Below are 22,268 nucleotides of genomic sequence, written 5' to 3'. Positions count from 1 at the left end.
CATATCTGGCTTGTATCCAATTTATTTTTTCGCCTGTCTACTGCCTCAATTTTAAATAAAAAACAGCGTAGGTGTACAGACTAACAGTACGATAATCAAAAAGGAAGGTGATAGTCTTGGCAAAGAAAAAGCGCGTTCGAAAAGATGATATGGTAAGCGACGTGCTGCAGGACAAGAGCGCCTACGGCGAGTTTATCTCTACCTTCCACGCCTGGACAGGCCAGGAAGGAACGCACAAGCGCGGAGCAGAACTCCAGGAAAAAGGCAAGACCAAACCAAAACAGGATGAGCCTTACGTGGCCAAAACAAAAGAAGAATGAAAAATGGGTGTATCCATCTAAAAAGCATTTTTAAAGCTTTTAAAGCAGGAAAGCTCAACAAGCAGGTGGCGGCTTTTCGCAAACCGGGAACAGCTTAAAAATGATACAGGAAAGTCAGACAGCAGAGGCAAAGCCGCACAAAGGCCTCAGCGGGCACTCTCCGCATGACGGCTTTTTGGCTGCACAATAATGGTTGCCCACCGCGTCAATCTGCGCGTGGTACTCGTTGTAAAGCATGACATCAGGAGGAATGTGATCCATGAAAAATCTTTGAAGCTGGCCGTATTTTATATCGGCATCCACCATGCCCAACCTAGAAAATATCCTTCTCGTATAAGCATCCACCACAAAAATGGGTTTCTCGGCAGCATAAAGCAGTATGCTGTCAGCCGTTTCCTCGCCTATGCCGTATATCCCCAAAAGCTCCTCCCTTAAAGGCCACAGGTCCATGGCAAAAAAGCGTTCCAGCGACCCATCGTAATTCTCCAGCACATGCCTGCAAAAGGCCTGCAGTTTCCTGGCTTTCATATTGTAATACCGGGTGGGACGTATAAGCCGAGCCAGCTCATCAAGCTCGGCCTGAGCTATGGCAACCAGGTCAAGCAGCCCCGCCTGTTTTAAGTTTTTTATGGCCTGTTCAACGTTTCGCCACGCAACGCTCTGGGTGAGTATCGTCCCCACCACCACTTCAAAGGGCGTATCGGCCGGCCACCAGTGTCTAGGCCCAAAATGCTTATACATCCTGTCATATATGTCCATCAGCTTCTGATACACGAACGCTTCTACCTCCAGCTGGTAATTTTAACTGCGCTAAACCGAATTCCAATTTTTATCGATTGATTGCATTCTAGTTAGAACTTTACAAAGGTTTTGTCTCCGGTCTCACCTCAACAGGCAACAACGGCCCAATGGTCGCTACCTGCAATCCCTGTACATAGCTACAGCCCCTCCATACTAAAAAACCACTGCTGCCCGTATACATCTACAAGGTGTACCACTGGGGCTTGATCACCGTGCACAGCCATCCTAAGCTCATCATTCAGGCAGGAAGCATCAAAGCTCCTCATCGACCAGTTAGCCGCTTTAAACACGCCATTTTCCAAGTAGCCGACCGCCCAGCAATCCACAAGGTCGAGAGGCCCTAAAGGCAACCCCCTTACCATATCGCTTAAGCGCTCATCCCCCTGGATTTGCGGCAAAACATATCTTTTAAGCCGCACAGCAACCTGGTGATCGGGCAGCCTGACGCACTCCACCTCAATCTCTGGAACCACCATATATCCTGCTTCACCCTTGAAATCCTGGCAATAATAAAACAATACTTTGACTCCTATGTTTGATAATTCCCCCGAGACCCTGGCAGCATCTCCATATGGATTCCCGTTTACAAGGCGGCTGCAACCATCCTGGCCCACACTGCCTGACCAAAAAGGAGCCATCGAATGCGCGGCGCCCTTACCGTTATCACACCGCCGTTGCGCCTTCAAACCGACTTCACCGCAGAAACGGTTCAGCTGGCGCACAAGCCTCTTCCTGCATGTATGCAACGAAAAGATACCATTGTCCACCCCTATCCAGCATCTGCCCAGCCTCTGGGCCACCGCCAGAGTGGTCCCCGAACCGGCAAAAAGGTCGGCCACCAGATCCCCCGGCCTGGACGATGCCTTGATGATCCGCTCAAGCAGCGCCTCGGGCTTCTGCGTATCATACCCCGTCCTTTCGGGGTCCTTTTGATGGAGGTGAGAGATATCGTCCCACACATCGCTGGGATATATCTTGCTGTCCTCGTAATACCGGTATTCCCTGCCTCCTGACCTTATAGACCAGAATATTCGCCCATCCTCATCCACCTGCTGTTTCATATGGTTGCGCTTGTCCTTTCCCCTGGGAACCCCCACCGCCTCTATGTTAAAATAGTACCGCGGCGATTTCCGGTAAAACAGGATAGTATCGTGTTTACGGCTGAAATGGTTTTTAGCCCTGCCACCGCTCCTATAGTGCCATATGATCTCATTTAGAAAATTTTCCTCACCAAATATCTCATCCAACATGATGCGCATGTAAGCGCTGGTACGGTAGTCGATATGCAGATACAACGACCCCTCAGGAGAAAGAAGGCGGTATACGCAGGACAGCACCTCTCTCATCATCGATAAAAAGGCATCCCTGCCCGATTTCCACAAGTCATCGTAGGCGGTATGAGTTATGATGTACTTTCGGTCCCCCCTCCACCCCTGTGCACCAACAGGCTGCTGAAATCGAAACACCTGACCGGTCACAAAAGGGGGATCCATGTACACCAGCTGTATTTTGCCTTCATACTGTTCAAGCAACAATGGAAGGGCTTTTAGCACATCACACCAGTAAAACCTGCCAATGACATGCTGCAAATCATGTCCAGAGCGGCCATATGAATCACCGCTTAAAGCAGCATTTAAACCGGTATTTGGTCCGGCATTTGAATCAGCACATAGGCAGGCGTTGGAAGCGGCACACGAACCAGTATTTGAACTAGACTTTGCACTGGTATCTACTCTGCCGTCTGTAAAACAGTCCATACGAGTATCCATACCTGCGCAGTACTCTTCTCCTATAACATGTACCTGCCTTAATCGAACCAAACTCATCACCACATCAACTATTATCAACCTATTAGGTATCAAGAATGTCCATGGCATTGTGACAACCGCCACAGTTACTTTGAAGGAGCATCCATCATTCCACCCTATTATGGTATCACATAGAAAAAATGATGTAAATAACTCCAAAAACAAACTAAGGGGCACGATACCCCTTAAAACATTCTCAAATTCATAAAATAACTTCTTAAAATCGCCTTTACCTTGATACCATATAGTGAGGCTTGGGTAGTTCTCCATTGCTTAAAACCCGAATCCCCAAAGATGACGCTCCCCTTCTGACCATGGATTTCAAGTCGCGTCTCCTGAGGGGGATAAACCGATTTAGTGCCTTCGATTACACCAATTCAACATTTGCACCAGCTATTTCCCTCACCTTGGATGTGAAATCTCAGCCGCTGAAAAGCAACCTTGCTAAAGACTTCGCTGCGAGAATATGTTGCAATAAATCCGACTCATACGTCGCCAATTTAGAGCTTTGTACCGCAAGTCAACACAGGCATACCTCCTCCAGGCTCTCGTCAATCTCTATGGCATCCAGGCTGGACATCAGCACGTCCTCGCCGGAGATTATGACGTCCTTCCTGCCCTCAATGCGGTTTATAAAATCCTGGGCGAGCATAGTGGGTAAGGCCACGTCTTCACACCTTACATATGTTTCGGTATTCCTGATGAGCAGGGCATAGGGCTCGCCCTTTGCCTGGCAGTCGCCCGTGGTGCGCACCTCAACCCTGCCCTGCGTCCCCACGCAGAATATCCGCCCGTCACCGAAAGTAAAATAGGGGTTTCATGATGGTAAAGCTGACCACCTGCCCCAGCTTACCCTCGCGTATCATCTTCCATAATGCGTAAATGGGAGGATTAAATCGCTCGGTCAGCATCATGCCCACCTGAATTCTCCCTTGCTTAACCACTCTCTCAAGCCTTGCATAGCCTTCCCTGCTGGTCACTATGGGCTTATCTGCCATTACATGGATGCCCTGCTGGTTGCACAACTCGATGACGTCGATCTTGCGGTTGTTGACGGCCAAGGTACCTATGACATCGGGCTTCAGCTTGAGAAGATCTTCCCCTTTGTCAAACAGGGGCACCTTGTACTTCTCAGCCATGCCCCTGGCTATATCCAGCTCGGTCTCGTAAATACCTACAAACTCATGCCCCAGCTTGAGCATCTCATCGACAAACTCGGCTATATGCGCATGCCTGCACCCGTAAATGCCGAACCTCATACCAATCCCTCCACCAGCTTGGCGGCATCCCTGTCTAAAAACAGTACAGCCCTGTCATGGGTCCTGAGGACAGAGGCCGGGCACTTCTCGGTAATGGGGCCTGTCAGCGCTGCCTTTACCGCTTCGGCCTTCCGGTCGGTGGGAACGATGCAGTATATGAAATGCCGTCATCCTGCCCCAATCGATGCCCTGCTCCTCCACCAGGTATTTCAAGAAATCCGACTGCGAAGGCACCGACGCAAATACCATTATGTCATTGCTGGTGTTGCTCTTTAGGCTCCTTGCCAGCACGTTTGGGGAATAGTTGAGCTTCTTTGCGGCTTCAACAACCCTCTTTCTTAACGCCTCTTTCACAGGATAATTGGAACCGCTCAACACCCTTGAGGCGGTAGCCGGCGAGACATTGGCCATCTTTGCTATATCGCCTAAAAAGAAAAACATAAAATGTCCAACCGGACACAAAAAAGAGAGCTGCCAGACAAAGTCTGACAACCCTTTTTTTACGGCTTTGTTTCTATCACACCTTTATATATTTCTCCAGAGTCTTCCTCACCGCTCCCTTGCCGGCAACCAGCTCTGCGAACATGGCCTCCACTTTGGAAGCCAGGTTATACTCGTACAGGTTGACGCCAAAGATGTTTTCATTAGACAGTATGGGCTTTAAGGCCTCGGTAAACGGCCCTGTATCTCCCAGCTTTATATCCTTGAGGTAGGACTGCAGGGTCTCCAGCATGGGATCGGGGCTGGGCGTGAAAGGATTGCCCTCATCGTCCACTCCCATGAGATACCTGATCCAGCCCGCGAAGAAGAGCGGTATATAGGTCAATGTGGATATGTCCCTCTTACCGGTCCTGATATAGGCCTTCAGGGTCTCGCCGAAACGCACCGGTATCTTCTGCGAGGTATCGGTAGCAATCCTTTGGGGCGTATCAGGCACGAATGGGTTGGGAAACCGTTTCTCGATGACCTCCTTGATAAACTCCTGGGGATTGATTATGCCCGGGTCTACCACCACAGGCAGCCCCTCTTCATACCCCACCTTTTCTATAAAAGCCTTCAAGTGCTTATCCTTCATCTCATCGGCAATCGACTTGTAGCCCAGCAGACAGCCGTAAATTGCCAGTACGGTGTGAAGTGGATTCAAGCAGGTGCACACCTTCATCTTTTCGACCTTATCCACCGTCTCCCTATCGGTGAATATAACGCCGGCCTTCTCCAGCGGCGGCCTTGAGTTGGGGAATACATCCTCAATCACCAGATATTGTGCTTCTTCAGCATTCACAAAGGAGGATATATAGGTATTCTTCTTGGTGCACACTATGTCAGCGCCCTCAAGGCCATCGGCTTCCAGCATGGCCTTTACCTGGTCGGACGGGCGCGGCGTTATCTTGTCTATCATGCTCCAGGGGAAGGATACGAGATTCGGATCTTCAATGTAATCCTTGAAACCCCTGTCAACAAAACCTTTTTCCACCCAAGCATCGACAAAGGCTCTTACGGCCTCATACAATCTGGTACCATTGTGGGAGCAGTTGTCCATGCTCACCAGCGCTATGGGCAACCTGCCAGCCTGATACCTCTTATAGCACAGCAGTGCGATCATAGCCATCAAGGTTTTCGGCTGATCCGATAGGGAGTTGAGGTCATCCACCACATCGGGGTAATACTCTCCCCTGGCATTTTTCAGAGAATACCCCTTTTCGGTTATGGTAAAGCTGGCCATCTGAAGCGACGGAGACGTAAATATCTCCACCAGCCTGTCCATGTTGCCCCTAGCTGGTATAGCCTCAACCACGCTAGCCACAACCTTCTTATCCACGCTGCCGTCGGCCTTCAAAGTGACGACCACGCTGAGGTTGTCAAATGGCGCATAAGCTTTTTCTATAATCTCCTCATCGTAAGACTCGCAGACTATGATGCCCCTGTCGCTATGCCCACCTTCTAAAAGGATTTGCTGCAGCACAGCCGGGAAAGCCCTGAATATGTTGCCTGCTCCAAAATGAATCCATATGGGCTCTTTCCGGGTCTTCTCCCTTACCTTTTCGATATCAAACTCAGGCAGCTTATAGCCCTTTTCCTCCCATACCTGTCGATTTTTCAAATCGGCCACGCTAAGCTTCATACTTTCACCCCAACTTCTTAAAATTAATATATTTTATGCCACTATCCAACCGCTGGGGATAGTGGCCTATCAAAGTCCAAATTGGTTAACCGCTTACCTCGTTGCGCATTAATACTCTCCCATTAAGATAGCGCCTTTATAGCACCTTTCCACTCCATTTACTGGATTTACTGCGGAAGAAGAAAGTATTCTTCCGCATTTTAGGTTTCAAGAAAAACAACATCCTCAATTCCCGCGAACGCTTAGCGTAATGGCATCTACCGGGCAACGCTCGACACACTGGCCGCAGCCCGTGCATTTGTCAGCAAGCACCCTGTGCTTTTGCTTGCGCTCGCCATCTATGGCCTCAAACTTGCACACCCTCTTGCAGGCAGTGCAGCCTATGCACTTGTCCTCATCGATAAAGGCCACTTTGCGCTTGCTGAAATCGGCATATATGGCGCCGGTTGGACATTTCTCAGCGCATACCATGCAGTTTACACACTTATCATACCTTATCCTGGCAAGATTGTCAACAAAGTCTATGGCCTCAAACTGACAAGCCTTGACGCACAGCCTGCACCCTATACATCCTACTTTACAGTTCTCACGTACCTGTTTACCCGGGTCCTTGGATATACACAGCACCTGTACCAGACTGGATTCAGGGATAAGCTCTATCAAATTCTTGGGACAGGCCTCTACGCATTTGCCGCACCCGGTACACCTGTCGGGGTCCACCACAGCAATGCCACGGTCGGAGATATGGATGGCATCGAAGGGGCATGCCCTCACGCAGGTCCCAAGCCCAAGGCAACCGTAGCTGCAACCCTTTGGCCCGCTGGCCAGCATGGATGCCGCCACGCAATCCTGTATCCCCCTGTATTCGTATTTATTGATGGCGTTTTGGCAGTCGCCCTGGCACAGGACACGGGCAATGCGTCGCTCTTTTTCCTCAACCTGCACGCCCATTATATTGCCCACTTTCAAGGCCACAGGCGATCCACCTACGGTACAGCCATCCACCGGCGCCTTACCGGAGGCCACAGCTTCCGCAAACCCGTCGCACCCCGGATAGCCGCATGCACCGCAATTGGCACCCGGCAACACCTCACGGATGGCTTCAGCCCTGGGGTCCTTCTCAACTGCAAACCTCTTCGACGCAAACGCCAAAACTGCCCCAAACAAAAGCCCCATGCCTCCCAGACTGAGCAGGGACAGCAGTATCTTCTCCATGGACAATATCCCCCCTTACTTTATGAGCCCCTGGAACCCTAAAAAGGCCACCGACATCAAGCCCGCTGTAATGAGGGCGATGGGAAAACCTTTAAGCGGCTTGGGTATATCCGACAGTTCCAGCCTTTCGCGTACTCCAGCAAAAAGCACGATGGCCAGGGTAAATCCAAGGGCAGCGCCCACTCCGTTAAACAGCGCCTGAATCAAATCGTACTTCTCGTCTATGTTTATGATGGCCACGCCCAGCACGGCGCAGTTGGTGGTAATAAGCGGTAGATACACGCCCAGCGCCTGGTACAGCGTCGGGCTGGTCTTCTGTATCACCATCTCGACGAACTGCACCAGCGAGGCTATCACCAGAATGAATATGATGGTCTGCAAATACTCAAGGCCCAAAGGCTCGAGTATGACATACTGGATTATATAGGTAATCAAAGATGTCATGGCCATCACGAAGGTAACGGCAGCGCCCATCCCCACAGCGGTTTCAACCCGCTTTGACACCCCAAGGAATGGGCAGATACCCAAGAACCTTGACATGACGAAGTTGTTTATAAGTATCGAGCTTATCAATATGACGAATATTTTACCCACGTATTCCATACCCTTTCCCCCTACACATTGCTTTTTAATTGAATCTACACCCGCTCAGCGCACGGTCATCGCCAAACACATCCAGAACGAAATCTGTATCAAAAAATTTACCGTGCAACATCTATCCATCGAAATCAATTAATCCGTCTTTTCAGTTATTCAGCCAGCTCTACTCAGCCCTGCCTGTCAGCTTGTTGAGCAGCCCCAGCACCAGCCCAAGGGTTATAAATCCCCCGGGAGGCAGTATCATGATGACAGCTGGGCTGAAGCCATCCGAAAAAACGGGCATACCAAACCAGGTCCCGGCGCCCAGTATTTCACGTATTGAACCCAGCAAAAGCAGCGCCAGTGTAAACCCTACGCCCATGCCCAGCCCGTCAGTTATCGACAGAAACACCGAATTCTTGGATGCAAAGGATTCTGCCCTTGCCAGAATGATGCAGTTTACAACAATGAGCGGAATATATATGCCCAGGCTCTTGTTGAGCTCGGGAAGAAAGGCCTGCATTATCATGCTGACCACCGTCACAAAGGTGGCGATAACCACCACAAAGGCGGGAATCCTTATCTTCTGCGGTATGAAGCTTTTAAGCAGCGATATCACCAGGTTTGAACCCACCAGAACAAAGGTGGTGGCCAGCCCCATGCCTATGCCGTTTATGGCTGCAGTAGTCAAAGCAAGGGTAGGGCACATCCCCAGAACCATCCTGAAAGTAGGGTTTTCGTTGAGCACCCCGTTAAAAAACACCTTCAAAGCCTTCATCACTCAGCACCCCCGTCCTTTAATACCCGGCTGTAGAACTCTAAAGCAGAGTTCACGCCCTGGGTCACGGCTTTTGAGGTTATGGTAGCGCCGGTTATGGCCTCCACCTGTGTATCCTGTGTGGCGCTTCCCCTCACCACCGCCAGTGGACTACCAGCCGACTTGCCGGTATACTGGCTCAAAAAATCAGACTCAGCCGCTTTGGCCCCCAGCCCGGGAGTTTCGTTGTGGCTGATGATGCTCACGTTCTCGATTTTATTCTCCTTAGCATCTATGCCCACAAACAGCTCCACATCGCCGCCGTAACCCTTGGATATCACCTTAAATACATAGCCCACCGTGTCATCTCCCGATTTGCCCTGGTACACCTCAACAACGTTGGGATACTCATCTTTGTATTCCGATATGTCCACCTGGACGAACTCCTGGGCATCGGGTAGCACGCCTTTTCTAGCCTCTACGCTAGCCTGTTCGTTCTGCAGCCTTATGGGCTCCTCGGTAACGGCATGGGTGATGCCCAGTGCCAGAGCCGCCACCGCGGTTATTATGAACAGCTTGATGGACATTCTCATACCTTCAGACATCTGCTCTCACCTCCCCGTAAATGCGGGGCATTGTAAACCTGTCAATCAAAGGAGCGGCCACGTTCATCAGCAGTATGGAATAGGTGACCCCTTCGGGATAACCGCCGTATACGCGAATGATAGACGTGATTATTCCGCACCCAATACCCATTATTATCTGCCCTTTAGGCGTCACCGGTGAAGACGAATAGTCTGTGGCCATATAGAACGCTCCCAGGATAAGCCCGCCCGAAAATATGTGGTATATCGCATTTCCTGTAAAAAGCCCCTGTGGCCCCAAAATCCAGGTAAGCAGCGCCACAGTGCCGATGAAGCTAAATGGGATCCTCCAGTTTATTACCCTTCTCCACAGCAGATAAACAGCACCCAGCAGCAGTGCCACATCCGATGTCTCGCCAAGGCAGCCTCTTGTATTGCCCAATATGATGGCCCACAGAGGAGGAAGCTGCGCCTCCGTCCCTTCCATCCCCTTAAGTATGGCAAGCGGTGTGGCCGAGCTGATGGCATCAGCCGCTGCCGCGCTCATAGCTACGCGAATGGGGTCAGCCCAAGTCGTCATATACACCGGCCACGCGGCCAGCAAGATGGCCCTGGCAGCCAAGGCCGGGTTCATGAAGTTGTGTCCCAGCCCACCAAAAGCCTGCTTGACCAGGGCAATGGCGATGGCCGAACCCACCGCAGGCAACCACAGCGGAACGGTAGGCGGCAGGTTAAAAGCCAGCATGAGCCCCGTCACCGCAGCGCTCCAGTCGTTGACGGTAACCGGCTTTTTCATAAGCTTTTGCACAACCGCTTCGGTCATAACGGCCGATAATACGGATATAGCCATTATCAAAGCCGCTCTTCCCCCGAAGAAGTACACAGCAACTGCCGCCGCAGGTAAAAGCGCCAGCACCACGTCCCGCATGATGCGAGCTGTAGTATCCTCTGAATACACGTGGGGGGAAGAAGAAACTATTAAAGGCTCCATCGCAACATCCCCCTGTTCATCTAAACCGTATGGGTATAATGCCGGCTTAGAAGGTTGGGGTATTTGTAATCCGCCTTTATATCATGCTGCCCCGACCCCAACAGGCGGTATTTGGGACAGCCCTGCTCCTTAATCCAGCACAAATCAATTGCACCACACCTAAATGGCATAACATTTACACAACAGTTATACAACACTTACATAATACGGTATAACCCAGCACAACATTGATACAACACTGGCACAAGGCTGTATAACAAAACTGTAACAGTATAAAAGTATACATACAGCGAAAATGCCTGCTGCAAGATTATGCCCCTTAACCTGATGGTATCCGTTTTGCTACAGCAGCTCATTGGGCTGCTTAAATCACATATCAGCTGGCTGCACACCTTTGACCGCCAGACATCAAATACGCCGTTGTCATTTGGCACTGGCAGTGCGCCTTCTCCTTTCGGTGATCACGCGCTTTGCCGTACGGATGGACTGCACAAGCGGGCGTCTGGCAGGGCATATATACGAGCAGCAGCCGCACTCTATGCAGTCCATGGCATGCAGCTTTTCGCTGCGGTCGTAATCCCCCTTCAGGGCATAAGCGCTGATAAATAGAGGCATAAGCCGCATGGGACAGGCCTCTACACATTTGCCGCATCGTATGCAGGGACCCGGCTCGGGCATCTCCACCTCCTGCTTGGTAAGCACCAGAATACCCGAGGTACCTTTGATGACGGGCACATCCAAGGTGTACTGCGCAATCCCCATCATGGGGCCTCCCGATATCACCTTGGCCGGTTGGCCCAGCAGTCCGCCGCAGGCCTCGACGACGTCCTTGAAAGGCGTACCTATGCGCACCAACAGGTTCTTGGGCTGGGCCACTCCGCCACCCGTCACCGTTACGATGCGCTCGATAAGCGGCATACCCGTTTTTATTGCCCGGGCAATGGCAGCAGCCGTGCCCACGTTGTTGACCACAACTCCCACATCCATCGGCAGGCCTCCCGACGGCACCTGCCTGCCGGTCACGGCATATATGAGCTGCTTCTCGGCACCCTGGGGATACTTGGTCTTAAGCTGTATCACCTCCACGCCGGGCACTGATTTGACGGCATTAGCAATGACACACACGGCATCCGGCTTGTTGTTCTCTATCGCGATGTACCCTCTTTTAACCCCAAGCACTTTCATAATGGCCTTCAGCCCATCCACCACATCCCGTGGATTTTCCACCATTAAGCGGTGGTCGGCCGTCAGATAAGGCTCGCATTCGGCGCCGTTTAAGATTACGACGTCTATATTCTTGTCCTTGGGCGGCGAAAGCTTGACATGGGTTGGGAATGCGGCACCACCCATACCCACGATACCGGCCTCAAGAATTAAATCTTTTAACTCCTCGGCGCTCAGCGACTCAATATCCTTTGGGACTATGAACTCATCCAGCTCATCCTTGCCGTCATTCTCAATAACAACGGCAAGCCCCTGCCCCATGGCAGGATGAGGTACCTGCTTTATCTCTTTCACAACTCCCGAAACGCTGGCATGAACCGGCGCGCCCACAAAGCCCTTTGGCTGTCCAATCTTTTGCCCCAGTTTGACATGGTCACCGGGCTTTACCAGCGGTTCACAGGGAGCACCTATGTGCTGCTGCAAAGGTATATACACCAGCTTTGGCGCTTGCATCCGTTCAACCGCTTTGTCTTGCGTGCTCTCTTTCCTGTGGAAAGGATGCACTCCTCCTTTAAATCCAAACACCTTCAACCCCATTTCACACACCTTCTTTGCCTTAAATCTTTATGATTTATCTGATGGCGCCAACCGGCATGCAACTCAATCCGTCATAATGCAACATAATATGCATTCATCCTTGAATATTATAACACAGATTTTATAAAAATGTTATACATCTCACAAGTTTATTTTTTAACAAATGGCTTGAAAACAGCATTTTAAACAGTTTCAGCTGTTATATAACTATTACACATTTTTATGAGTGTATTATACATATATCCCATAAAATTGAGGAAAATTTGCTAATTTTTATAAAAATGCAGAACTTTTTTCACGGCGTTTACATGTTATAAATTTAGCAATCTCAGCAAAAAACGTATATGTAATTTTTTACCAACAATCAGCCAGCCGGTATATTACTTTTTCCCGCTTCGCGTGAACTCGTAGATGCCCATTACCAGCAAGAAAATCCCAAACAGCTTCTTTAAGATACCCGAAGAAGTGATAACAGCAAGCTTAGCTCCCAGAAATGCGCCTATGGCCCCTGCCAGAAAGAGATAGAGGGCCATCCCGTATTTGATGTATCCGTTTTTGACGTGAAGCCAGATTGCCAGAATTGCCGTAGGGAAAAATGCTGCAAGGTTGACCCCTTGGGCAGCGTGCTGGGACAGGCCGGCCAAAAAAACCAGGGCCGGAATGAGAATGCTACCCCCGCCAATGCCCATCCCACCAACAATCCCGAAAGCCAGTCCTATAAAAAAAAGAAGCATCTATGCGATCATCCTTATCGCGGCAATGATCATGAAAAGGCCAAAAACTTTGCGCAGCCAGTAAGGCGAGATTCGGTTCAGGATCCACGCCCCTACAAGGCCACCCAGAGCGCCGCCGGCGGCCACCTTCCATATTACATCCCATTCGAAAAAGCCGCTTTTGAAATACACAAAAGAGCTTATGGCCGTCAAAGGCAGTATGACCGCCAGAGCGGTAGCGTGGGCATCGTGCTCCTTCATGCCCAAAAGGTGCACCATTGCAGGCACCACAATGGTACCGCCTCCCGAGCCAAAAAAGCCGTTGCACAGCCCGGCCACAAATCCCGATATTCCAATTTTAAGCCAGCGCTTCATCCTTCGCATCACCCGTAATTAATCTTGCCAAAGAGAAAGCCTTTTATGCCTGTTTTTCATCGTTGCCAGTGAAGGTGCATTAAAAGAAAGGGGTTACACTCAAGTTACCTAGAACAACCACACCAGCTAGATTTGATACCCAGTCAAATCCTGCAAACATACATAAAGGGTAACTCTCGTAAGTCAGCCAAAAAAATAAAAAGCCGGCCTTATCGGCCAGCGGCTCTCATCACAGCAGCCTGATGATCAGGGTCCTGCCTGTTGTGTATGTGGGTTTTGCTCTTGTAGAAGTGTATGCACACATGGCCCTGCATGCCGTTGTTGGGTATGGTGTCATAGGCATGGGGCATTCCGTGCATGGAAGCGGCCACCCGCACGCCGCCGATCTCGACTATGACAGGCCTGCGGTCCCAACTCCAACCACCCCATATTTCTCTTATGATCTGGGCATCCTTTGCCGTCACCGGCTCCGAGTCTGCATGGTTGGTTCCACCGGTGCGCTTCATGTAGAACGACCTACCGGTATACAGGTCTATCACTTTTGCCACTGCACCCCTGGGAAAGAGATACTGCCCCTTGGAGAACCACTCAACCAGCACCCCCAGGGAGTTCCTTCCGCCTCGAGAAGCCGGTAGATAAGAAGCCGCCTGGGATGGATAGGCAGTATAGCGCTTCGCACCAGGGCTGTACAGGATCCTCCTGGTCTCGGGCCCTACCGTTCCATCCACTGCAAGCCCGTTTTGCTCCTGAAACAGCCGAACGGCATCGGCCGTAGCCGTCCCGTAATATCCCGTGATCTTGTAGTTGAAATACCCCAGATCCCTGAGCCTCATCTGAAGGTCCACTACCTTCTGACCGGTACACTTTACCTTCAGCACCTCGTCACCGGTCGCTCCAGATGTAGCCCCCTCATCCATATCTCCATCAGCAGGCGTCCCTTCCCCTCTTGCCGGAACGCCCAAAAGAAAGCATACAAACAACATCAACACAAGTATGCTGACCGCTTTCTTCACTCTTATCACCTTTTTTTGAAATTGTACAGCCCACCCATTATATTAACACAAACTATGGGAAATTGCATCAATTTTTTACAAAAATATTTCAAAAATATTTCTGCTTTGTTAATTGGACTCAGCAAAAGCTAAAGGTCAGCACAGGCACAATGCAAGCAGCTGCTCACACTCCAAATTCTTGGCCATGATCATTATATCCTCAGGCTTATCGTTCAGCATGATCTGATAGCGGGTCTTCCTCACCTCCGCATATCCCATACTCTTCCAGAATTCCAGTCCCGCTATATTGCTGGCCACTACACCTGTGTACAGCCGCCTGATAAGCCACACGCTCCTGAAATACTCCTCCAGCATGGACACAACTCTATGTCCCACTCCCGCGCCTTGATAGGCCTCATCGATGAGGATGGAGCTTATCCAGGCCTCGTCCTTTAAGAGATAGTGCACACGCCCTTTTACCACGCCCAGCATGATGCCATGCTGCTTTTCGACCACCTTGAAAAAGAACTCCCAGCGGCTGCAGCAGGCCTCGATGTACTTGTCCCTCATCTCCTCAAAGGTGATGGGCCGATTAAGTCCCGTGGCGTGCTTGTACCTTTCAACATCCCTGTACCACAGCCATATCTGAGGCAAATCCTCTTCGGTGACGGGCGCAATCGACAACCCATCCCTTTCCAGACGGTGTTTAATCATTTAAGCGCATCCCTTCTTGGATATGGTATACGCACCACAACATACTGTAGTCATCTATTATTTTTATTCTACAAATAGTACACGAAATCCTTTTTTAGAAATTAAAAAATTTTAAAACCCAAACTCCGTATCGAGCCACCTGTCAATTATCCTCTTCAAATTGGACCTTATGGTGTTTTCCTTGACGTCGGCTGCGGTATACAAATCCTTCCTGATGCTGACCTCATCGCCCAAGGTCACCTTTACATATCCTACCTTGGTGTCGGCTTTCACAGGCGCCTTGAGGTACTGCGGCAGTTCAATCTCGACCGATATCTCCTTTTCCTCTCCTTCCCTTACGGGCAAGAGTATCTCCTCCCTGCACACGGCTGCCACCTGGGCCTCATACCCATCCCTGACCGGAATATGCCCCAAAACCTGCTCCTTCGAGACCACGGTATAGGGTTTAAAGTTTGCAAAGCCGTAGTCCAGCAGGGTGGCGCTGTCGTCAAACCATGGCTGGCAGTCTAGCACCACGCACACCAGCTGCATGCCATCGCGCAGTGCGGCCGAGGCAAGGCACCTCCTGGAGACCTTGGTGTAGCCCGTCTTTATACCGTTTGCACCTTCATAGCTCCACAGTAAGGCGTTTTTATTTTGAAGCACCCTGTCGTAACTTCGCCCCTCCCAGGGGATCTTCTTGTATTTGGTGGACACTATGGTGCGAAAAATAGGATTTTCCATGGCATAGGCCGAAATCAGTGCCAAGTCGTAAGCCGTTGTATAGTGCATATCATCATGCAGTCCATGTGGGTTGACGAAGTTGGTATTTCTGGCACCTATTTGAACCGCCTTCCTGTTCATAAGCCTCACGAAGTTTTCCACGCTGCCGCCTATGTGCTCGGCAATGGCAACAGCTGCGTCATTGCCCGAGCGAAGCATGAGCCCGTACAAAAGCTGCTCCAGGGTCAGCCGCTCCCCCTTTGCCAGGTAGATGGACGAGCCCTCCACCCCCACCGCCATAGGTGAGACCGTCACCACGTCCTCAAGATTGCCCATCTCTATAGCCAGTATGGCTGTCATGATTTTGGTGGTGCTGGCCATGGGCAGCTTCATGTGTGGGTTTTTGGCATACAGCACCCTCCTGCTGGATGCCTCCATCACCACAGCCGCCCTCGCAGCGGTGGAAGGCGGCACCACGGAAGACACTCCAGAGGGATTGCTTATCCGCTCTGCGCTCAGACCAGCACTTTGAAGTACAGCATCTTCGAATTTGGAGGCCGCTTGGGAGGCCATCAAACCGCTATAAGCGACATCGCCTGAATAAGCCCCTTGAGCAGAATATACAGCACCCGAATAAAAAAACGCATACGCAAAAAGCAATATGCATGCTATGCTGCGCCTTATCACCATTCCTTCCTCCCGTGCACAGTATGAAATGTAATCAACATACCATCGACATAGGTTTATTATTTGACAGCTCATGAAAATAATTCACAAAAAAATAAAGCCTCGCTGTATCATCAGCGAGGCTTTTTTACGTGGTGCGGAAGAAGGGACTCGAACCCTTACGCTCTTAACGAGCAGCAGCCCCTCAAACTACCGCGTCTGCCAGTTCCGCCACTTCCGCACGTTTACCGTTTATATTTTGTTGTAACCTCCGTCTCTTTGCAGGAAATATTATATCCGCTTTATATAAAATTGTCAACTAGTAATTTTGAAAACCCGTCTCCAAATAGGCTCTCAATAAGTCCTCAAACATACTTATAATGTCCCTCTGGCTGTAGATCAGGAAGGTTTAACTTCCGCTCCAAAACCAAAAAACTCCGGATATCATAGCAAAGGTCGCACTTCCCTGCATATTCGGACTCGGGCCTGTAGTCATACTCTTTTATTGCCAGTTCCACCAATCCGCCTATCCCAGTGGACTCCAAACTATATAATACCTTATATTTACCCGGATCAGCCCCGTATGATACTTCACTTAAGTTTATTGAAAGGCCTGGACACGACTGTGGAATAAAGTTACCATACAGATCAACATGAAAATGGTAAATACCTGATAATAATCTGCATGGCTTAGATTCTTTCAATATTTGTTCAAAAGGCTGTTTCTTCATCATCGGTTTATACGTCTTTAAAGCTCGCCCTTTCAAGTTAAGTCCATATCTTCTTGACAGTTCTAACAGATAATTCTGCCCAAAAAACCGGGCATACTCATCAAGAGAATGGGGTTTGCGGTCATCCATTGCATCCAGATCAGCCCAAAAATCCATCAGCCACGGAAATACACCCATGTTTACTTCTGAACAAGCCGCCATTAAAGCTTTTACCTTCCAGAATGGTATATGTTCATTGTGGTATGGATCTATAGATATAAGCAACGTATGTACACCATATTTCATTAGTTCCTTAAGAATGATTTTTGCCGATGCCTCATCCCTGTACCAAGACGCATTGGTCTCAATATACTCTATATCAATGTTGTTTCTTCGAGCCGACTCCAGGACAGCAAAAATTTTGTCAGGCTGCAGAAGCGGTTCACCACCACCAATATGAACGTAATGGCAATCTAAACTCTTCAGAATAGAAAATATCTCGTCGGCCATGGATGGGGTCATATAATCGTTAGGCCATTCCGGGGAACTGGCATAACAACAATGCTTGCACTTTGACGAACATTTGTAATTTGTAATTACTCCTCCTGACACAAGGCAATCAATTTTAAGCACAGCCAAAAATCCTCCCTGTATCTATACTTGCCAAAATCAAATCTTATACAGTACGTTGCTGTAATTGGCCTCGCACCTGTACCTGAACATCTTGTTTCCTGCAAATCTGTCAAGACGCTTTTCAATAACCCTATCAATCTTTATTCTAACATAACCCTCGTCTTCAATTAAATACCTGAACTTAATCGGCATGAGATTACCCTGCCAGTCAAACCAGGCAATTACTTCTGTTTGTGTGTCTAAATAAAAAAGGAACTGCAAGTTTGTTGCAGTCCCGCTAATTGCAAAAGTTTATCCATAGCAGATCAAAATCTTCAGTCTCGAGGGCTTCAGCTATGCTGTCAATCAATTCAAGCTGCTTCTCCCAATCCCCCTTTTTCCGCAATAAGACGGCTATATCTATGTCACTTAAATCCGTGGTCTTTCCCGTAGCATATGACCCGTAAATATATGCCGCTACAATTTGGGGATCTTTTTCGAAAACCGCGGGGAGCTTTTCCACAGCTCTAGCTAATATATCTTTTGGCAGCTTTTTGCCGAATTTTATCATAATACTTCCTTCCCTTCATTAACTCAATTTTACGTTGGTAAGATACATTTTGTGAAATACAAACCAATTCCGCTACCACTTTAGTATTTTACAACAACACAGCAGTTTTGTCTGTTAATTCCTCTACATATTATACCATAATACTAAATGATAACATACCTATCCATAACCATCCAATTAAGAAAGCAATCCCCACGGTATCCACTGTAGATGCAGAATTGTTAACCCTAGATCCATTGATAAGTACGTCAATTTAAACCATGTTAAATAATCATTATTTTTTGCCCTTTGCTGATCCTGACAATATCACTAAATTTAATGTTTTCCCCATCCTTTTTATAAGCCACCGGCACATCTTCCAGCAAAACCGACTTCACATCTCTGCCTTTCATAAAAGGCAAGCACAGCTCTTTCAAATCCAGATAGCCGTACAGCACCTTCAGCTCTATTTTATCGCCTGACTTTTCAAAAATTCCCCATCCAGAATCCAGAGACCAAAATACTCTAAAGTTATCGCCACCAGTGACCGGGTTAAAGCCTATAACGCCTTTAACCATATCAAACATAAAACCTGAAAAAGCCAAAAGCAATGAGTAACTGGCCATGGATCTAGCATAGTTGCTTCCACACTCAAACTCATTCCATGGATTGCGTTTGTATCCATCATACCTGCTGCGTACGGCTTCCACTATTTCCAAACCTTCTTTAATGAATCCCTCCTGAATGAGGTGGGCTGCTATTTGGTACTCAAAACCGTTCATGGTCTCCTGAGCATACGGCACTGGAACAGCCGGCCTCCTCCTGCCCTCCGGGTAGGAGCAGATGACCACTCCCCTTTCATCGTTTAACGAAAATACCCTGCACGGATTGAAGACATCCCTCATCCTCTTAAAATTGTTTTTATAAACCGAGTAGACGGCTTTTCGAACCTGCGCTGGATCGAATATCTCCCCTAAGCCTATTAAATTGGCATGCCATTGAGCCAACACCTGATCCACAAGACATCCTTCGCCCACCTGGTATTTGATCTCGCCTTTTTCTTCATTCCAATAAGTATCCACCGTTGTCCCGCCAACCAGGGTATCGCTTTTACCCTCATCAAACTGGTCCAGAATGGATTTATCATTCAAATCAATGCAGTGATAATAGTATTCGCCATTGAAGAGGTTGGAATCTACCCATTTCTTGCCGCGATGAAATATGTCTAGATACTCCCGAGCAGTGTCTTTTTCCCCTAAATAATCTGCCATCTCGGCGCCGGCTTTTAAAGCCGCCAGATAAAAGCCCGTGAGCCACGAGTTGGGGCCAAAGAGCTCCATATCGAGGGTGTGGTGTTGACGCCCTGTCAAAACGCCGGTACGTTCTGGGTCCCACCTGTCCTTATTGGTTTCAGCCCAGGCGTATTCAATGGATTTCTTTACCGAAGGCCAGAGCTTACGTAGCCATTCGGTATCGCCAGATACCTTCCATTCCCTGTAAACCTTCAAAACGCCGCCAAACTGACCGTCAGCACAAGGCCTAAAATCCCATCGTTTGCTCCCCAGTGGAAGCTGCAGCCTAAACGACATGCCCCCGTCTTCGCCTAGATTATACCAATATTCCAATTCACGCATAGAACGTTCCAACTTAGGGAATAAAAAGGGTAATGCATAGGCGTAATTCCATACATGGGTACAAGAGCCCTCACAGCAGCCAGAATCACAATGGCATCCTTCAAAACCGTAAAACGAACCATCCTCCAACCGCAAACAGGTAGGCGTTTTCAGAATGGATATATTGGCCGAAATGGCGTCTATAACAACTGGTGGAAGGGTTGATGAAAATAAGGCTTCTTTAAAGCACATAGTTTCCTCATACAGCCGATCCCAGTTTTGAAGCGCGTACACGGCGCAGTCAAAAGAATCTTTAAACAAGTGCGAGTAATAATTCTTCCATTGCGCCTTTATGTATGTTTGACAACCACAGCAGCTCTGTTCCCGACCTTGTTGCTTCCAATAGTTATAACAGTTGGGATAATACCACGTCAGAACAAAGCGGACTTTTTTGTGTCCGCCCGGTTTTAAGGAAAAGTGTACCGCCAGCGTGCACATGTCCACTTCATTCCCGGAACCGATTGTATGACTTCCTTCCTTACTTCTATATGTCCTGTTGGAAAACTTTCCAGGTGTATTCAGGTCGTTCCAGTACATTTCCAGATCGTCAAACCAGCTTCCTCTGTACCAGTACTCCTGATAGCTTATATCCTGCTCATCGGTAGCTATAGTCAGCTCTCCATAGCGTACATCGGCCGGCTCAACACCACGACACCCCATTCTGATCCCTTTGACCTGTCCACACTGGGTAAACTCGTTATATCCAATGGTCCGGCCGTTTATATTGCCAATGCAGGATACCACAGTGTAATCGAGGGGTTCATTTGACGTGTTCTCCACCTGTATTTCAAAGAAAGCCGCTGGCAAACTTGAATCTTTATCGTTGAGCGGTATAAAAGGATTGAATGCTGTCATGGTCACTTTGCCCGGAAAAGTATCATCTACAAACGTGATACTGGCAAACGGGAACTCCCCTCTGAATTCCGCGTCCCTGAAATGCGGCACTCCAGATAAATAAGCCCTTGGCGGCCCAAAACCGAAGCTCTTAAAATGCGGCTCACCAAAACTACCCGAATAAGGAGGATGCAGGTCGCTATTTAAGACCCTTGCATCAATTACTCGGCCGCCCTTTTCCACCTTTACGGCAAAGTGGGAATAGCCGTTATAGCTGCCTTTGTTGGGACGATTCCTAATCTCCCAATCAATTAACCTGCCGTTACCGGCCAGGCCAATGCACCCTGTACCTATTCCCCCCAATGGAAAGGAAATTTCTTTAAGCCTTTCTTTAGTGTACAAGAAATATGGATTGTTCATAAGGTTAGCCTCCTTTTCATTTTTTAAATTGACCCATTCTGGTTTTTTAAATTAGACGCTATCACGCAGGCTGGCATATAGCCCAGTTTTTAATCTATCCTTTAGGCGGTAGCTGTTACCCCTTATGTTAACTATATGAGCAAGGTAGAGTTCCATACTGGCTTTCTGTTTTCATCGGTACCAAGTATTACAGTTTTCATTCTATCGGTAAGAACTACGTCGGCTACTCTGTCGAAGTATTCCCACCCGTGGATAAGGTAGCGGGTGAAACTATGGACGTTGCAGCAGTTTACAAATTCCACGTATATAGCCCTGGAGTATCCTAATACCATGACAAAGACGTAAAGCTTGTGTATCCCAACGGTTTCCTAGTCAACATAGCTGTATTCACTCCAGTCAACCTGGGCTTGCTGGCCAGACCTGGTTGCGTAAAGGCATACTGCCAGGAACCTGTTTGGGAGGAAAAGCTTTTTCAATTAATTAATGCATTCTTAATCTATTCATAGATTAGCTTATCTATTGAGATTAGTAAAGGGAATATAACATATTGTTTGAATTATGTTTCACAGACAGCGAAAAGGAGGCTTTTAGTTACTTAAATTTTGTGCAAACAATATCTCAAAAAATGGTTAAATAAGGAAGATAACTGGATATACTTTGACTTTGACAAAGTCATCAAAACGGTACTGACACTGTTGCAATGTTAACTTAAGGAAATTTCATGCATTCTTTCTTCGGCTTTTGTACAAAATTTAGGTATATAGAATTACATTTCTGTATGCCATAAAGTTCCTTCCTTGCCTTTATATTCATATTCTACCTTATACTTATATTCCATAATCTGACATATTCATAGAGATATAACTTAAACCAATTTTTTATTAACGATATATCGTTAACTCTATTCTACTATAAACTTTTTCGTTTGTCAACGATATATCGTTAATATTTTTGATGAAAATTTGGTATACTTTTTCCAAAATGGTAGTGTCAAATAAATAATGAAAAAGTCAACGATAAGAGAATTGTTATCAAAACATGGACTTTGGCAACAGAATATAGACTAAAAATATAAAAACACAGTAATTAAGAGTGCTTAATAAGTAAGAT

General features: G+C 48.3%; 23 protein-coding genes, 1 tRNA gene and 2 pseudogenes. 1 reads left to right on the top strand and 25 read right to left on the bottom strand.

Annotated elements, in window-relative coordinates; genetic code table 11:
* Nucleotides 1-116: 116 nt before the first annotated feature.
* Nucleotides 117-320 carry a hypothetical protein gene (locus tag KVG29_RS07720; RefSeq protein ID WP_252227663.1) on the top strand — a complete coding sequence of 68 codons (204 nt, stop codon included), beginning with the start codon at nucleotides 117-119 and terminating at the stop codon, nucleotides 318-320.
* Nucleotides 321-434: 114 nt separating this feature from the next.
* Here KVG29_RS07720 and KVG29_RS07715 read toward each other — a convergent pair whose 3' ends face one another.
* The 25 genes and pseudogenes from KVG29_RS07715 to KVG29_RS07595 form a co-directional block, all read right to left on the bottom strand.
* The gene (locus tag KVG29_RS07715) at nucleotides 435-1,094 is read right to left on the bottom strand and encodes an endonuclease III domain-containing protein (RefSeq protein ID WP_252227662.1); all 660 of its coding nucleotides are present in this window, start codon (nucleotides 1,092-1,094) and stop codon (nucleotides 435-437) included.
* Nucleotides 1,095-1,258: 164 nt separating this feature from the next.
* Complete coding sequence (locus KVG29_RS07710) at nucleotides 1,259-3,013, bottom strand: DNA methyltransferase (protein ID WP_252227661.1); 1,755 nt, start codon at nucleotides 3,011-3,013, stop codon at nucleotides 1,259-1,261.
* A 436-nt stretch (nucleotides 3,014-3,449) separates the two neighbouring features.
* Nucleotides 3,450-3,707: a hypothetical protein gene (locus KVG29_RS07705; RefSeq protein WP_252227660.1), complete on the bottom strand. Its 258-nt coding sequence runs from the start codon at nucleotides 3,705-3,707 to the stop codon at nucleotides 3,450-3,452.
* A gap of 16 nt (nucleotides 3,708-3,723) precedes the next feature.
* Nucleotides 3,724-4,188 (bottom strand): Gfo/Idh/MocA family oxidoreductase, encoded by a 465-nt coding sequence (locus KVG29_RS07700; protein WP_252227659.1) that lies wholly within the window; start codon nucleotides 4,186-4,188, stop codon nucleotides 3,724-3,726.
* Nucleotides 4,189-4,242: 54 nt separating this feature from the next.
* Complete coding sequence (locus tag KVG29_RS07695; protein ID WP_252227658.1) at nucleotides 4,243-4,629, bottom strand: LacI family DNA-binding transcriptional regulator; 387 nt, start codon at nucleotides 4,627-4,629, stop codon at nucleotides 4,243-4,245.
* A gap of 76 nt (nucleotides 4,630-4,705) precedes the next feature.
* Entirely contained in the window at nucleotides 4,706-6,310 is a 1,605-nt protein-coding gene (locus tag KVG29_RS07690; RefSeq protein ID WP_252227657.1) for a mannitol dehydrogenase family protein, read from the bottom strand.
* Between the two features lie 225 nt (nucleotides 6,311-6,535).
* Complete coding sequence (gene rnfB, locus KVG29_RS07685) at nucleotides 6,536-7,525, bottom strand: RnfABCDGE type electron transport complex subunit B (RefSeq protein ID WP_252227656.1); 990 nt, start codon at nucleotides 7,523-7,525, stop codon at nucleotides 6,536-6,538.
* A gap of 15 nt (nucleotides 7,526-7,540) precedes the next feature.
* Entirely contained in the window at nucleotides 7,541-8,128 is a 588-nt protein-coding gene (rsxA, locus tag KVG29_RS07680; RefSeq protein WP_035146079.1) for an electron transport complex subunit RsxA, read from the bottom strand.
* 160 nt (nucleotides 8,129-8,288) lie between these two features.
* The gene (gene rsxE / locus KVG29_RS07675) at nucleotides 8,289-8,882 is read right to left on the bottom strand and encodes an electron transport complex subunit RsxE (protein WP_252227655.1); all 594 of its coding nucleotides are present in this window, start codon (nucleotides 8,880-8,882) and stop codon (nucleotides 8,289-8,291) included.
* Entirely contained in the window at nucleotides 8,882-9,466 is a 585-nt protein-coding gene (locus KVG29_RS07670) for an RnfABCDGE type electron transport complex subunit G (RefSeq protein WP_252227654.1), read from the bottom strand. The genes rsxE and KVG29_RS07670 overlap by 1 nt, the downstream gene beginning before the upstream one ends.
* On the bottom strand, nucleotides 9,459-10,436 hold the full coding sequence (locus KVG29_RS07665; RefSeq protein WP_252227653.1) for an RnfABCDGE type electron transport complex subunit D: 978 nt from the start codon (nucleotides 10,434-10,436) through the stop codon (nucleotides 9,459-9,461). Before KVG29_RS07665 ends, KVG29_RS07670 begins: the two co-directional genes overlap by 8 nt.
* A 20-nt stretch (nucleotides 10,437-10,456) precedes the next feature.
* Nucleotides 10,457-10,606 (bottom strand): hypothetical protein, encoded by a 150-nt coding sequence (locus KVG29_RS07660; RefSeq protein ID WP_252227652.1) that lies wholly within the window; start codon nucleotides 10,604-10,606, stop codon nucleotides 10,457-10,459.
* A 253-nt stretch (nucleotides 10,607-10,859) separates the two neighbouring features.
* Complete coding sequence (gene rsxC, locus KVG29_RS07655; RefSeq protein ID WP_420840541.1) at nucleotides 10,860-12,197, bottom strand: electron transport complex subunit RsxC; 1,338 nt, start codon at nucleotides 12,195-12,197, stop codon at nucleotides 10,860-10,862.
* Between the two features lie 380 nt (nucleotides 12,198-12,577).
* Nucleotides 12,578-12,931, bottom strand: coding sequence for a sulfite exporter TauE/SafE family protein (locus KVG29_RS07650; protein ID WP_252227651.1), 354 nt, complete (start codon nucleotides 12,929-12,931; stop codon nucleotides 12,578-12,580).
* Nucleotides 12,932-13,285: a sulfite exporter TauE/SafE family protein gene (locus tag KVG29_RS07645; RefSeq protein WP_252227650.1), complete on the bottom strand. Its 354-nt coding sequence runs from the start codon at nucleotides 13,283-13,285 to the stop codon at nucleotides 12,932-12,934.
* Nucleotides 13,286-13,494: 209 nt separating this feature from the next.
* Nucleotides 13,495-14,298, bottom strand: a complete 804-nt coding sequence (locus tag KVG29_RS07640; RefSeq protein ID WP_252227648.1) for a peptidoglycan-binding domain-containing protein — start codon at nucleotides 14,296-14,298, stop codon at nucleotides 13,495-13,497.
* Nucleotides 14,299-14,433: 135 nt separating this feature from the next.
* A complete protein-coding gene (locus KVG29_RS07635; protein WP_252227647.1) occupies nucleotides 14,434-14,991 on the bottom strand; it encodes a GNAT family N-acetyltransferase in 558 nt (185 codons plus the stop codon).
* Nucleotides 14,992-15,102: 111 nt separating this feature from the next.
* Nucleotides 15,103-16,383 (bottom strand): D-alanyl-D-alanine carboxypeptidase family protein, encoded by a 1,281-nt coding sequence (locus KVG29_RS07630; RefSeq protein WP_252227646.1) that lies wholly within the window; start codon nucleotides 16,381-16,383, stop codon nucleotides 15,103-15,105.
* 129 nt (nucleotides 16,384-16,512) lie between these two features.
* Nucleotides 16,513-16,600: transfer RNA gene (locus tag KVG29_RS07625), tRNA-Leu, on the bottom strand.
* A gap of 124 nt (nucleotides 16,601-16,724) precedes the next feature.
* Nucleotides 16,725-17,702 carry a radical SAM protein gene (locus tag KVG29_RS07620; RefSeq protein WP_252227645.1) on the bottom strand — a complete coding sequence of 326 codons (978 nt, stop codon included), beginning with the start codon at nucleotides 17,700-17,702 and terminating at the stop codon, nucleotides 16,725-16,727.
* Nucleotides 17,703-17,738: 36 nt separating this feature from the next.
* Nucleotides 17,739-17,894: a hypothetical protein gene (locus tag KVG29_RS07615; protein ID WP_252227644.1), complete on the bottom strand. Its 156-nt coding sequence runs from the start codon at nucleotides 17,892-17,894 to the stop codon at nucleotides 17,739-17,741.
* 85 nt (nucleotides 17,895-17,979) lie between these two features.
* A complete protein-coding gene (locus tag KVG29_RS07610; RefSeq protein WP_252227643.1) occupies nucleotides 17,980-18,252 on the bottom strand; it encodes a nucleotidyltransferase domain-containing protein in 273 nt (90 codons plus the stop codon).
* Between the two features lie 263 nt (nucleotides 18,253-18,515).
* Complete coding sequence (locus KVG29_RS07605) at nucleotides 18,516-21,158, bottom strand: GH116 family glycosyl-hydrolase (protein WP_252227642.1); 2,643 nt, start codon at nucleotides 21,156-21,158, stop codon at nucleotides 18,516-18,518.
* Between the two features lie 51 nt (nucleotides 21,159-21,209).
* A pseudogene (locus KVG29_RS12650) lies at nucleotides 21,210-21,308 on the bottom strand (AAA family ATPase); the annotation flags it as partial.
* Nucleotides 21,302-21,620: pseudogene (locus KVG29_RS07595) on the bottom strand (IS21 family transposase); the annotation flags it as partial. The pseudogenes KVG29_RS12650 and KVG29_RS07595, both read right to left, overlap by 7 nt.
* Nucleotides 21,621-22,268: the final 648 nt, after the last annotated feature.

The sequence above is a fragment of the Caldicoprobacter algeriensis genome (assembly GCF_023838525.1).
GTDB classification, from domain to species: Bacteria; Bacillota; Clostridia; order Caldicoprobacterales; family Caldicoprobacteraceae; genus Caldicoprobacter; species Caldicoprobacter algeriensis.
The sequence above is the reverse complement of the archived record's forward strand: the minus strand, read 5'-3'. Positions and strand labels throughout refer to the sequence as shown.

Bases quoted from the DNA above. Each gene is read 5' to 3' on its own strand.
- KVG29_RS07700 (WP_252227659.1), bottom strand. From the start codon at position 4,188: ATGAGGTTCGGCATTTACGGGTGCAGGCATGCGCATATAGCCGAGTTT.
- KVG29_RS07695 (WP_252227658.1), bottom strand. From the start codon at position 4,629: ATGTTTTTCTTTTTAGGCGATATAGCAAAGATGGCCAATGTCTCGCCG.
- KVG29_RS07690 (WP_252227657.1), bottom strand. From the start codon at position 6,310: ATGAAGCTTAGCGTGGCCGATTTGAAAAATCGACAGGTATGGGAGGAA.
- rnfB (WP_252227656.1), bottom strand. From the start codon at position 7,525: ATGGAGAAGATACTGCTGTCCCTGCTCAGTCTGGGAGGCATGGGGCTT.
- rsxA (WP_035146079.1), bottom strand. From the start codon at position 8,128: ATGGAATACGTGGGTAAAATATTCGTCATATTGATAAGCTCGATACTT.
- rsxE (WP_252227655.1), bottom strand. From the start codon at position 8,882: ATGAAGGCTTTGAAGGTGTTTTTTAACGGGGTGCTCAACGAAAACCCT.
- KVG29_RS07670 (WP_252227654.1), bottom strand. From the start codon at position 9,466: ATGTCTGAAGGTATGAGAATGTCCATCAAGCTGTTCATAATAACCGCG.
- KVG29_RS07665 (WP_252227653.1), bottom strand. From the start codon at position 10,436: ATGGAGCCTTTAATAGTTTCTTCTTCCCCCCACGTGTATTCAGAGGAT.
- KVG29_RS07660 (WP_252227652.1), bottom strand. From the start codon at position 10,606: ATGCCATTTAGGTGTGGTGCAATTGATTTGTGCTGGATTAAGGAGCAG.
- rsxC (WP_420840541.1), bottom strand. From the start codon at position 12,197: ATGGGGTTGAAGGTGTTTGGATTTAAAGGAGGAGTGCATCCTTTCCAC.
- KVG29_RS07650 (WP_252227651.1), bottom strand. From the start codon at position 12,931: ATGCTTCTTTTTTTTATAGGACTGGCTTTCGGGATTGTTGGTGGGATG.
- KVG29_RS07645 (WP_252227650.1), bottom strand. From the start codon at position 13,285: ATGAAGCGCTGGCTTAAAATTGGAATATCGGGATTTGTGGCCGGGCTG.
- KVG29_RS07635 (WP_252227647.1), bottom strand. From the start codon at position 14,991: ATGATTAAACACCGTCTGGAAAGGGATGGGTTGTCGATTGCGCCCGTC.
- KVG29_RS07630 (WP_252227646.1), bottom strand. From the start codon at position 16,383: ATGGTGATAAGGCGCAGCATAGCATGCATATTGCTTTTTGCGTATGCG.
- KVG29_RS07615 (WP_252227644.1), bottom strand. From the start codon at position 17,894: ATGCCGATTAAGTTCAGGTATTTAATTGAAGACGAGGGTTATGTTAGA.
- KVG29_RS07610 (WP_252227643.1), bottom strand. From the start codon at position 18,252: ATGATAAAATTCGGCAAAAAGCTGCCAAAAGATATATTAGCTAGAGCT.
- KVG29_RS07605 (WP_252227642.1), bottom strand. From the start codon at position 21,158: ATGAACAATCCATATTTCTTGTACACTAAAGAAAGGCTTAAAGAAATT.